Below are 12,220 nucleotides of genomic sequence, written 5' to 3'. Positions count from 1 at the left end.
TGCATGACATCGGCAAGAACCTGGTCGACATCATTCTGTCGAACAATGGCTACAACGTGGTCAATCTGGGGATCAAGCAGCCGGTGTCGGCGATCCTGGAGGCGGCGGAGGAGCACCGGGCCGATGTGATCGGTATGTCGGGGCTGCTGGTGAAGTCCACGGTGATCATGAAGGAGAACCTGGAGGAGCTGAACCAGCGCGGCCTGGCGGCCCGTTTCCCGGTGATCCTGGGCGGTGCCGCGCTGACCCGGGCGTATGTGGAGCAGGACCTGCACGAGATCTACGAGGGCGAGGTCCGCTACGCCCGTGACGCTTTCGAGGGCCTGCGTCTGATGGACGCGCTGATCGGCGTCAAGCGTGGTGTGCCGGGCGCGAAGCTGCCCGAGCTGAAGCAGCGCCGGGTGCGGGCCGCGGCCGCCGTCGAGGTCGAGGAACGCCCGGAGGAGGGGCACGTCCGCTCCGACGTGGCGATCGACAACCCGGTGCCGGTCCCGCCGTTCTGGGACACCCGGATCGTCAAGGGCATCCAGCTCAAGGAGTACGCCTCCTGGCTGGACGAGGGCGCGCTGTTCAAGGGCCAGTGGGGGCTGAAGCAGGCCCGCACCGGCGAGGGACCCTCGTACGAGGAGCTGGCCGAGAGCGAGGGCCGCCCGCGCCTGCGCGGCCTGCTGGACCGGCTGCAGACGGAGAACCTGCTGGAAGCGGCGGTCGTCCACGGCTACTTCCCCTGTGTCTCCAAGGACGATGACTTGATCATCCTGGACGAACAGGGCAACGAGCGCACCCGGTTCACCTTCCCGCGCCAGCGCCGCGGCCGCCGGCTGTGCCTGGCCGACTTCTTCCGCCCGGAGGAGTCGGGGGAGACGGACGTCGTCGGGCTGCAGGTGGTGACCGTCGGCTCGCGCATCGGCGAGGAGACCGCGAAGCTCTTCGAGGCCAACGCCTACCGCGACTACCTCGAACTGCACGGCCTGTCCGTCCAGTTGGCCGAGGCACTCGCCGAGTACTGGCACGCGCGCGTCCGCGCCGAACTCGGCTTCGGGGCCGAGGACCCGGCCGACATCGAGGACATGTTCGCTCTGAAGTACCGGGGCGCCCGCTTCTCCCTCGGCTACGGCGCCTGCCCGAATCTGGAGGACCGCGCCAAGATCGCCGACCTGCTGCGGCCGGAGCGGATCGGCGTCCACCTGTCCGAGGAGTTCCAGCTGCACCCAGAGCAGTCCACGGACGCGATCGTGATTCACCACCCGGAGGCCAAGTACTTCAACGCCCGCTGAGCCCTCCGGGGGTTCGGCCGGGGCGCCCACCGTCGGAGGAGCGGCGGGCCGTGCGCGTGTTCGGGTGTGTGGGCGCCGGTCGCGCCCACGCGGCGGAGCCGCATATCGGCAGAGCCCCGCGCCCCTGGCGGGTTGCTACGGGCATGACCATGGCCCTCTGGCCTGCGCCGGGGTGTTTTTCGGTGTACCCGCTGGGTCGCGTGATAAACGAGGGCGCTTCGGGCGCTGGGGACGTACACTTGTCGGCCCACTGCAGGCCGGTTCCCTGTCCGGGAACCGGCCTGATCGTCCCTCAAGGAGGTGCGCCCGGATGACCAGCACGGTCCCCGCGCTCGGAACCCGTACGGCCGAAGGCTCAGCGCTGCAGGCGGTGCTCCTCGACATGGACGGCACCCTGGTGGACACCGAGGGCTTCTGGTGGGACGTCGAGGTCGAGATCTTCGCCGGCCTCGGCCACACCCTGGACGAATCCTGGCGGCACATCGTGGTCGGCGGGCCCATGACCCGCAGCGCCGGCTTCCTCATCGAGGCCACCGGCGCCGACATCACCCTGGACGAACTCACCTTGCTGCTCAACGAGGGCTTCGAGGGCCGGATCGACCACGCCCTGCCGCTGATGCCGGGCGCCGCCCGCCTGCTCGCCGAACTCCACGAGCACGGCATCCCCACGGCCCTCGTCTCGGCCTCCCACCGGCGCATCATCGACCGTGTGCTGAAGATTCTCGGCACGCACCACTTCGCCCTCTCCATCGCCGGTGACGAGGTCTCACGCACCAAGCCCTTTCCCGACCCCTATCTGCTGGCCGCCGCCGGGCTCGGCGCACAGCCCGGCAGATGCGCGGTGGTCGAGGACACCGCGACCGGTGTCGCCGCCGCCGAGGCCGCGGGCTGCCGCGTGGTCGCCGTGCCCTCCGTCGCCCCCATCACCCCGGCCGAGCGACGCACCGTGGTCACCTCTCTGGAAGAGGTCGACCTGGCATTTCTGCGCGGCCTCATGACGGAAATGCCCTAGCTGTTCACCCAGCGTGAAAAGTCCATTGGCCGGGTTGGACAAATTTCCGGGGAAGTACACCCACGTGGAATTCCGGCCCGGTCGTCCGGCCGAATTCCACTGACTCGCCGCACAGTTGGAAGTGTGACGTTCGCCACCTTTGCGGCCCTCGACAGTCAGGGTCAGGTGTGCTGAACGACCCTGTTCGGGCCGGATCGGCGGGTCTTTGTGTCCCGATTGATGGGAGGCTGCACTAATCCTGCCGCTGTCGGGTTTTCGGTGTGTCCGCACCCGGTTCCACTGCGTGATGAGGGGTCAACTCGCACGGCCGTGAACCCCCCAGCGGGCGCGGACTAATCTCATCGCGAGAACATCGCCGCAACCCCCCGCGATCCGCCGCACCACCCATGCATGTCGGATACACGGACCCGAACAGCTCTGGAGAAACCCCCGCATGAACCGCAAGACTTTGGTGCTGCCGGCGGTGGCCGGCCTGCTCACCCCGGTCCTCGCCGCGTGCGGCGGGTCCGGCAGCGGGAGCAAGGGCGGCGACGCCATCGTCGTCGGCACCACGGACCGGTTCACCGCCACCACCGACGCCCCGGCGCCCCTCGACCCGGCCTACGCCTACGACGTCGGCACCTGGAACATCCTGCGCCAGAGCGTGCAGACCCTGATGACCCAGCCCAAGGGCGAGGGCGACCCCGTCGCGGACGCCGCCGAGAGCTGCTCCTTCACCGACAGCGGCAGTGAGCGCTACGCCTGCAAGCTCCGCGACGGCCTGAAGTTCGCCAGCGGCGACCCGGTCACCGCCCAGGACGTCAAGTTCTCCATCGAGCGTGCCCTGCGCATCAAGTCGAGCAGCGGTGTGGCCTCCCTGCTGAACACCATCGACACCATCGAGACGCAGGGCGACCACGAGGTCATCTTCCACCTGAAGACGGCCGACGCCACCTTCCCGTACAAGCTGTCCACTCCGGTCGCGGGCATCATCAACCCGAAGGACTACGACAAGGACAAGCTGCGCAACGGCTTCGACATCGACGGCTCCGGTCCGTACACCTTCCACGCCGACGTCAGCGGCAACGCGATCACCACCGCCACCTTCACCAAGAACCCCAACTACAAGGGCTACTTCAAGGTGAACAACAACAAGGTCGCGCTGCGCTCCTTCTCCGACGCCGACGCCATGAGCGCCGCCATCGACAAGGGTGACATCGACGTCATGAGCCGCACCATGTCGCCCTCCCAGATCCAGAAGCTGGACGCCGGCGGCGACGACAAGGTCGACCTCGTCGACATGCCCGGCCTGGAAATCCGCTACCTGGCCTTCAACACCAACGCGGCCAGCGTGAAGTCCAAGGCCGTACGCCAGGCCATGGCCCAGATCGTCGACCGAGGCGCACTGGTCGGCAAGGTCTACGGCACCCAGGCCGAAGCGCTGTACTCGCTGGTCCCGGCCACGGTCACCGGCCACTCCAACTCGTTCTTCAACAAGTACGGCAACCCCAGCGTCGACAAGGCCAAGAGCCTGCTCAGCAAGGCCGGCATCACCACCCCGGTGAAGCTGACCCTGCACTACACCACCGACCACTACGGCTCCGCCACGAAGAAGGAGTTCGAGGTCCTGCAGCAGCAGCTCAACGACAGCGGCCTGTTCGACACCTCCATCCAGGGCCACACCTGGGAGACCTTCCGGCCCGCCGAGCAGAAGGGCCAGTACGACGTCTACGGCATGGGCTGGTTCCCCGACTTCCCCGACGCCGACAACTTCCTGGCACCCTTCCTCGACAAGGACAACTTCCTCGGCTCGCCGTACTCCAACCCCACCATCCAGCACACCCTGATCCCGGAGTCCCGCCGCGAGGCCGACCGGCTCGCCGCCGCCAAGAGCCTCACCGCGATCCAGGACACCGTCGCCGAGGACGTTCCGGTCCTGCCCCTGTGGCAGGGCAAGCAGTACGTCGCCGCGCGGGACGACATCACCGGTGTCGCCTACGCCCTCAACTCCTCCTCGACGCTTCAGCTGTGGGAGCTCGGCCGCGGTGTGAGCGGCTGACGGCTCTCTCATCCGGGGGCCAGGGACGGCTGCCCCGGTAACCCGGGGCCAGGACGGCGGCCCCGGGGTGACGAACCGACGAATAAGGCACACGCGAGTGAATATGCGTAACCAGTGGCCAGTCCTGCCCATCGTGGCGGGGCTGGCCTCCGGCCTGTTGACCGGCTGTGGCTCGGAGAGCGGTGGTTCCGGGGGGACCGGCTCTTCCGTGGTGATGGGGATGTCCGACGACGTCCTCGCCACGGACCCGGCATCCGGCTACGACCCCGGCTCCTGGCTGTTGTTCGACAACGTCTTCCAGTCGCTGCTCAGCTTCCCCAAGGGCGCGACCGAACCCCAGCCCGAACTGGCCAAGGCCTGCTCCTTCACCGACACCCGGGCCACGGTCTTCAAGTGCGAACTGAAGGACGGCCTGAAATTCAGCAACGGTGACGCCCTCACCTCGAAGGACGTGAAGTTCTCCTTCGACCGCATGCTGAAGATCAACGACGCGGCCGGGCCCGCCATCATGTTCCCGATGCTCGGCAGCATCGACACTCCCGACGCGAAGACCGTGGTCTTCCACCTGAAGTCCTCCGACGCCACCTTCCCGAGCAAGATCGCCTCCGGCGCCGGCTCCATCGTGGACCACAGCCAGTACGACGCGAACGGCCTGCGCACCGACCAGAAGGCCGTCGGCTCCGGCCCCTACAAACTGGACTCCTTCGACAAGGACCAGGCGGTCTTCTCCGTCAACGGCAACTACAAGGGCACCGCCAAGGTCAAGAACTCCGGCGTCACCCTGAAGTTCTTCCACGGCGACCGCACCGCCCTGAAGAAGTCCCTCCTCGACGGCCACATCGACATCGCCTACCGAGGCCTGTCCGCCTCCGACATCGCCGGCCTCGACCAGCAGGGCGGCAACAAGGGCGTCGACGTCATCGAGGGCACCAGCGCCGAAGTCCAGCACCTGGTCTTCAACATGAAGGACCCGGTCGCCGGAAAGCTCGGCGTCCGCAAGGCCATGGCCTACCTCATCGACCGCGACGCCCTCATCAAGAACGTCTACCAGGGCACCGCCACCCCGCTGTACTCGATCATCCCTGCGGGCATCGTCGGCCACAACACGGCCTTCTTCGACACCTACGGCGCCCGCCCCTCCCGCGCCAAGGCCGCCGAGGTGCTGCGCACCGTCGGCATCACCGGCAAGGTCAAGCTCACCCTGTGGTCCACGCCGTCGCGCTACGGCCCCGCCACCGACGAGGAGCTGAAGGCCATAGCCGGCCAGCTCAACGACAGCGGCCTGTTCGAAGCCGACGTCAAGTCCGTCGGCTTCGACCAGTACGAGAAGGACATCGCCGCCGGCAAGTACGGCGTCTATGTCAAGGGCTGGGTGCCCGACTACCCGGACGCGGACAACTTCACCGCGCCCTTCTTCGGCAAGGGCAACGTGCTGGACAACAACTACGACAACCGCACCATCACCGGCTCGCTCATCCCCGGCACCGCCGCACAGAGCGACCGCGCCGCCACCGACAAGGACTTCGGCCGGCTGCAGAACATCGTCGCCACCGAACTGCCCGTCCTGCCGGTCTGGCAGGCCAAGCAGTACGCGGTCGTCCGCGACGGCGTCTACGGCCTGGAGTACTGCCTGGACGCCTCCACGGTGTTCCGCTTCTGGGAACTCAGCAAGAGCTGACACCCGTTGACCCTGTCGACGCGAAGGGCGCCCTTCCCCGCACGGGAGGGGCGCCCTTCGGCGTCGTACCGGACCGTCCGCTCACTGGGCGCCGGGACGCACCAGGCCGCTCTCGTACGCGTACACCGCCGCCTGCACCCGGTCCCTGAGGCCCAGCTTGGTCAGCACATGCCCCACATGCGTCTTCACCGTCGTCTCGCTGACGAACAGATCGGCCGCGATCTCCGCGTTCGACAGACCACGCGCCACCAGCTTCAGCACCTCCACCTCACGGTCGGTGAGGGTGTTCAGCGTGTCCGGCACCGGCTCCTCGCCCGAGGGCAGATGCGTGGCGTACTTGTCCAGCAGCCGGCGCGTGATGCTCGGCGCCAGCATCGCCTCACCCGCCGCCACCACACGGATCGCCTGCACCAGCTCGTTGGCGGGTGCGTCCTTCAGCAGAAAGCCGCTGGCGCCGGCACGCAGCGCCTCCACCACGTACTCGTCCAGATCGAACGTGGTCAGCACCAGCACCTTCGCCGGCCCGGACCGGTCGGGACCGGTGATCTGCCGGGTCGCCTCCACCCCGTCCATCCGCGGCATACGGATATCCATCAACACCACGTCCGGCTGCAGGACCCGCACCTGGTCGAGGGCCTGCAGACCGTCACCGGCCTCGCCCACGACCGCGATGTCCTGCTCGGCCTCCAGGATCATCCGGAAACCCGTCCGCAGCAGGGGCTGGTCGTCGACCAGTAGGACACGGATGGCCACGTGACACTCCTTCGCTAGTCCGGCCCCATTCTGCCCTGCGGCACGGCTGCGGACTCGGCCGCCCTCACCGGCAACGGATACGGCGGGGGAGTGCCGCCGAACTCCGGGCAGTGCGCCTGGTGGTCGCACCAGCCGCACAGCTTCGTCGGGCGCGGCCGCCACTCACCCGTCTCCGTGGCCTGCCTGATGGCGTCCCACAACGCGTGCAGCTTGCGCTCGACCCGTTCGAGATCGGCGAGGACCGGGTCGTACGTCAGCACATCCCCGCTGCCGAGATAGACGAGCTGGAGCCGCCGCGGCACGACCCCCTTCAACCGCCACACCACCAGGGCGTAGAACTTCATCTGGAACAGCGCGCCCTCGGAGTACTCCGGTCTCGGCGCCTTCCCCGTCTTGTAGTCGACGATCCGCACCTCGCCGGTCGGCGCCACGTCCACCCGGTCGATGATCCCGCGCAGCCGCAGCCCTGACTCCAGCTCGGCCTCCACGAACAGCTCCCGCTCGGCCGGCTCCAGCCGCGACGGATCCTCCAGCGTGAACCAGCGCTCGACGAGCCGCTCGGCCTCCTGAAGCCACCCTGCCAGCCGCTCCCCGTCCGGGTCGTCGGCGAACAGCTCCGTGACCTCCGGCCTGCTCTCCCGCAGCCGGTCCCACTGGCCCGGGACCAGCGCCTTGGCCCGCGGCGCGGTCCGCTCCGCGGCGGGCGCGTCGAACAACCGCTCCAGCACCGCGTGCACCAGCGTGCCCCGAGTCGCCGCCGCACTCGGCTTCTCCGGCAGCCGGTCGATCACTCGGAACCGGTACAGCAACGGACACTGCATGAAATCACTGGCCCGGGAGGGCGAGAGCGAAGTGGGCGGGATGGCACCGCGCTCGGCACCGGTTGCCGAGGGCGCCTCGGACGCGGGGAGCTCCCCGGCCGCCACCGCCGGTATCGAGGGGCCCGGCGACGACGTCTGCACCTCGGTCGGCGCAGCCGTCGTGGGCGTCGGCTGCGGCGCCTCGGCCGGATCCTTCTGCTCGGCGCCGCCCGCCAGGGCTCCCGCGTCCTCGATGCTGCTGTCCATGTCCACAGACCTTACGGCCCACCACTGACAGTGACCCACCCGCTGCCCGTGTTCGACCGCGCGACCGCTGGGCAAACACAAGGGGTGCCGGGGCGGAACGCGCCACCACGGCCGCATACCATCGACCACAGACCCTTCCGTCCGGCAGGTACGGAAGACGCTTCGAACGAGGGGACACCGTGGACGTGAGCGGCGGGAGCGGGCAGCCGCGGTCCGGCAACGACAAGCCGGCCGAGCACCCCGCAGGTCCAACGGCCCCGACGACCGGCCCCACCGACCAGCCCGGCCCGGAGCCCCACCCCCACATGCCCGGCGCCGCCCCCCGCCAGGAAGGCAAGGACCAGGGTGCGGCCGACGCCGCGGACACCACAGCCGCGACCAGCCGCCCGCCGGCCCCACGACCTGCTCAGGCCACCGCGGACACCACCGGCAACCCGGAGCACACCGACAGCACCGGCACGGGTGACGGCCCGGACCCCACCGCGACCGACGACCACGCGGACACGTCCGCCGCCGCCACCAACGGCGGCCCGGAAGCCCAGGCAACCCCCGGCGGCACAGCGACCACGGCCTCCGACGGGACGCAGGAGTCCGCCACCGGCGACGCCGGCACCAGCGGCAGCTCGGACGCCAAGACGCCCACCAACGGCACGCAGACCCCCGGCGGCACGGACCACGAGAGGCTCGGCAACGACGCGCAGGCCTCCGGCAGCCCGCAGTCCCACGACACCACTCCCCGCCCCCAGGACACCCCGCCCCCGCACACCGGCACCCCCCACGACCCGCACACCGAGCACCGCTCCCTCGCGCACTCCGGGATCGCCAAGGGCGAGCCGCCGCAGCCACGGCCCAAGGAACCCGGCGGGGGCATCCTCATGGGCCGCCCGTTCGGCGTGCCGGTGTACGTCGCGCCGAGCTGGTTCCTCGTCGCCGCCCTGATCACCTGGGTCTTCGGCGGCCAGCTCGACCGCGTGCTGCCCGAACTGGGCGCCGCCCGCTACCTGGTCTCCCTGTTCTTCGCCGTCGCCTTCTACGCCTCCGTCCTGGTCCACGAGCTGGCCCACACGGTCGCCGCGATCCGCTTCAAGCTCCCCGTCCGCCGCATCCAGCTGCAGTTCTTCGGCGGCGTCTCCGAGATCGAGAAGGAGGCCGAGACCCCGGGCCGGGAATTCGTCCTGGCCTTCGTCGGCCCACTGCTCTCCCTCGTCCTCGCCGGGCTGTTCTACCTCGCCATGAAGCCCGTCGAACCCGGCACCGTCCCCGGCGTCCTGCTGGCCGGCCTGATGATCTCCAACCTCATCGTGGCGATCTTCAACCTGCTGCCCGGCCTGCCCCTCGACGGCGGCCGTATGCTCCGCGCCGTCGTCTGGAAGATCACCGGCAAACCCATGAGCGGCACCATCGCCGCCGCCTGGGTCGGCCGCGCCCTCGCCGTCGCCGTCCTCATCGGCCTGCCCCTGCTCAACCAGTCCGGCGCCCTCGGCGGCGACAACGCCGACACCGGCGGCATGGACACCGTCACCGACGCCCTGCTCGCCGCCATCCTCGCCGCGATCATCTGGACCGGCGCCGGCAACAGCCTGCGCATGGCCCGCCTGCGCGAACACCTCCCCGAACTGCGCGCCCGCACCCTCACCCGGCGCGCTGTACCCGTCCAGACCGACACCCCGCTCTCCGAAGCCCTGCGCCGCGCCAACGCCGCCGGAGCCCGCGCCCTCGTTGTCGTCGACGCCCACGGCAACCCCCTCTCCCTGGTCCGCGAGTCCGCCATCGTCGGCGTACCCGAACACCGCCGCCCCTGGGTCGCCGTCAGCGGCCTCGCCCAGGACCTCACCGACGGCATGCGCGTCTCCGCCGAACTGGCCGGGGAAGAACTCCTGGACACCCTGCGGGCCACCCCGGCCACCGAATACCTCGTCGTCGAGGAAACCGGCGAGATCTACGGCGTCCTGTCAGCAGCAGACGTGGAACGGGCCTTCGTCAGGGCGATGGCAAGGCCCGCCTGAAGCGTCCGCTGGTCGGAGACCACCGCAGGGACCGGTACGCTGGTCACATGTCCGAACCGACCGGTGCCGCCCGCAGACGCGGGCCCTTCAAGGTCGGGGACCAGGTACAGCTGACCGACCCCAAGGGCCGCCACTACACGTTCACGCTCGAAGCCGGGAAGAACTTCCACACCCACAAGGGCTCCTTCCCGCACGACGAACTGATCGGCGCTCCCGAGGGCAGCGTTGTCCGCACCACCGGCAACGTCGCCTACCTCGCGCTGCGCCCCCTGCTCCCCGACTACGTCCTGTCCATGCCCCGCGGGGCAGCCGTCGTCTACCCCAAGGACGCGGGGCAGATCCTCGCCTTCGCCGACATCTTCCCCGGCGCCCGCGTCGTGGAGGCCGGCGTCGGCTCCGGCTCGCTCAGCAGCTTCCTGCTGCGCGCCATCGGCGACCAGGGCATGCTGCACTCCTACGAGCGCCGCGAGGACTTCGCCGAGATCGCCCAGCAGAACGTGGAACGCTACTTCGGCGGCCCGCACCCCGCCTGGCAGCTCACCGTCGGCGACCTCCAGGACAACCTGTCCGACACCGACGTCGACCGCGTCATCCTCGACATGCTCGCCCCCTGGGAATGCCTGGAGGCCGTCTCCAAGGCACTCGTCCCCGGCGGCATCCTGTGCTGCTATGTGGCCACCACCACCCAGCTCGCCCGGACCGTGGAGTCCATCCGGGAGATCGGCTGCTTCAACGAGCCGACCGCCTGGGAAACCATGATCCGCAACTGGCACATCGAGGGCCTGGCCGTCCGCCCCGACCACCGCATGATCGGCCACACCGGCTTCCTGCTCACCGCCCGCCGCCTCGCCGACGGAGTCGAGCCCCCCATGCGCCGCCGCCGCCCCGCCAAGGGCGCCTACGGCGAGGACTACGCCGGACCCAACGCCGACGGCGGCGCCGGCCGCTGACCCACCCCGCACACAGCACAACGCAAGGGCGCCGTGCCCGAGTTCCCACCCATCGACGGGAACTCGGGCACGGCGCCCGTTCGTTGACAGAACACCAGGAACCCCACCCCCGGCCCCAACACCCGCCCCCGCGCGCGGGCTCCCCGCCTGCAGGAATCCCGGACCCCGCCGTTCCCCCGCACTGTGACGTGTGGCACCATGCTGGCCACCCCCACCGGTACAGCCCTCGCAGGAGACACTCCTAGTGCAGCAATCCGCCGTTCCGGAGCTCGCCCACACCCAGACCCGGCCCATCCACTGGGTCGCCACCGCCACGGCCATCGCCGGCGTCGTGGCCCTCACCTCCGTCGTACAGCCCGGATCGGCCACAGCCGCCCAGTCCGCCACCGGCACCCAGGACAAGTCCGCCCCCGCGGCCATACAGCCGCCCGGCACCACCGGCGTCGACTTCCCCCTGCAGTGCGGACCCGTGAAAGCCCTGGTCGCCAAGAAAGCCACCGGGGACCTGGACGGCGACGGCCGACCGGAAACCGTCGCAGTCGTGCACTGCGACTCCGCCATGGGCACCCCGCCCGACGGGATCTACGTCCTCACCCGCTCCGCGGACAGCGGCAAGCCACGCATCGTCGCCACCCTCGTCGACCCCAAGGACCGGCTCACCGTCACCGACTTCACCCTGAGCGCCGGCACCCTCGGCGCCACCCTGCTCGGCTACTCCTCCGACGCCGTCCCCAACTGCTGCCCCGACCTGAAGACCCCCGTCAAGTGGCACTGGAACGGCAACACGTTCATCCGCTCCACAGCCACCGACGCCCACAGCGTCTGACCACGGGCCCGACGGCATACGCTCCCCAGGCCCGGCAGTGGAATCACTCCGCGTCGGGCCCGAACACCTCGACCTTGTCCGAAACCCGGCGCACATGAATGCACTCGCCGGGACACTCCTTCGCCGAGTCCACCACATCCGTCAGCAACGGCAGCGGCACCGGCGTCGTCGCCCCCACCGCCTGCAGCAGCTCGTCGTCCGCGCCCTTCACATAGGCCAGCCCGTCGATGTCCAGCTCGAACACCTCAGGGGCGTACTGGGCGCAGATCCCGTCGCCGGTACACAGATCCTGGTCGATCCAGACCTCCAGCGCCTCCCCGCCCGGGGCCTCCTGCTGCACGGTCACCTCTCCTGCCGTCGGAACGCCGCGCGGGCCGGCACCACAAGGGCCAGCCAGGTCCGCGCCAGCGGCTGTTGAACACCCCCGACCCTACCTCCGCCCGAGATCCGGCCGTCCTCCACCGCCACCGGGTTTCCACCCCGCCCCGCCCGGGTACCAGCGCCCGACCAGAACACAGGCGTCCCAGCCGAGAGAACGACCACATCAAGCCGGGCCCACAGTGACACCACCCGCCCGCACCGTCGCTCTGCGTAATGTCCGTACGAGCGCGCC

General features: G+C 69.7%; 10 protein-coding genes. 7 read left to right on the top strand and 3 right to left on the bottom strand.

Annotation, left to right across the window (positions count from 1 at the left end):
• The 4 genes from AB0L75_RS17645 to AB0L75_RS17630 form a co-directional block, all read left to right on the top strand.
• A partial coding sequence (locus tag AB0L75_RS17645) for a vitamin B12 dependent-methionine synthase activation domain-containing protein (RefSeq protein ID WP_365181713.1) occupies positions 1 to 1,277 on the top strand: 1,277 nt, incomplete at its 5' end.
• A gap of 310 nt (positions 1,278 to 1,587) precedes the next feature.
• Entirely contained in the window at positions 1,588 to 2,289 is a 702-nt protein-coding gene (locus tag AB0L75_RS17640; RefSeq protein ID WP_365181711.1) for an HAD family phosphatase, read from the top strand.
• 433 nt (positions 2,290 to 2,722) lie between these two features.
• Positions 2,723 to 4,327 (top strand): ABC transporter substrate-binding protein, encoded by a 1,605-nt coding sequence (locus AB0L75_RS17635; RefSeq protein ID WP_365181709.1) that lies wholly within the window; start codon positions 2,723 to 2,725, stop codon positions 4,325 to 4,327.
• Between the two features lie 97 nt (positions 4,328 to 4,424).
• Positions 4,425 to 6,005: an ABC transporter substrate-binding protein gene (locus AB0L75_RS17630; protein ID WP_365181707.1), complete on the top strand. Its 1,581-nt coding sequence runs from the start codon at positions 4,425 to 4,427 to the stop codon at positions 6,003 to 6,005.
• A gap of 81 nt (positions 6,006 to 6,086) precedes the next feature.
• On the opposite strand, the gene AB0L75_RS17625 is transcribed toward AB0L75_RS17630, so the two are convergent.
• On the bottom strand, positions 6,087 to 6,758 hold the full coding sequence (locus AB0L75_RS17625) for a response regulator transcription factor (protein ID WP_069781827.1): 672 nt from the start codon (positions 6,756 to 6,758) through the stop codon (positions 6,087 to 6,089).
• A gap of 14 nt (positions 6,759 to 6,772) precedes the next feature.
• The gene (locus tag AB0L75_RS17620; protein WP_365181705.1) at positions 6,773 to 7,825 is read right to left on the bottom strand and encodes a PD-(D/E)XK nuclease family protein; all 1,053 of its coding nucleotides are present in this window, start codon (positions 7,823 to 7,825) and stop codon (positions 6,773 to 6,775) included.
• A gap of 179 nt (positions 7,826 to 8,004) precedes the next feature.
• Between AB0L75_RS17620 and AB0L75_RS17615 the strand changes: the two genes are divergently transcribed.
• The 3 genes from AB0L75_RS17615 (at position 8,005) to AB0L75_RS17605 (ending at position 11,607) form a co-directional block, all read left to right on the top strand.
• Positions 8,005 to 9,831, top strand: coding sequence for a site-2 protease family protein (locus AB0L75_RS17615; RefSeq protein ID WP_365181703.1), 1,827 nt, complete (start codon positions 8,005 to 8,007; stop codon positions 9,829 to 9,831).
• Positions 9,832 to 9,878: 47 nt separating this feature from the next.
• A complete protein-coding gene (locus AB0L75_RS17610; protein ID WP_351549202.1) occupies positions 9,879 to 10,781 on the top strand; it encodes a tRNA (adenine-N1)-methyltransferase in 903 nt (300 codons plus the stop codon).
• 244 nt (positions 10,782 to 11,025) lie between these two features.
• Entirely contained in the window at positions 11,026 to 11,607 is a 582-nt protein-coding gene (locus tag AB0L75_RS17605; RefSeq protein ID WP_365181701.1) for a hypothetical protein, read from the top strand.
• 43 nt (positions 11,608 to 11,650) lie between these two features.
• Here the strand turns inward: AB0L75_RS17605 and AB0L75_RS17600 are convergent, their stop codons facing one another.
• Positions 11,651 to 11,953 (bottom strand): ferredoxin, encoded by a 303-nt coding sequence (locus AB0L75_RS17600; protein ID WP_365181699.1) that lies wholly within the window; start codon positions 11,951 to 11,953, stop codon positions 11,651 to 11,653.
• Between the last annotated feature and the right edge of the window lie 267 nt (positions 11,954 to 12,220).

Source organism: Streptomyces sp. NPDC052101 (assembly GCF_040680235.1).
Classification (GTDB): domain Bacteria; phylum Actinomycetota; class Actinomycetes; order Streptomycetales; family Streptomycetaceae; genus Streptomyces.
This window is presented reverse-complemented; position numbering and strand designations above follow the sequence as displayed.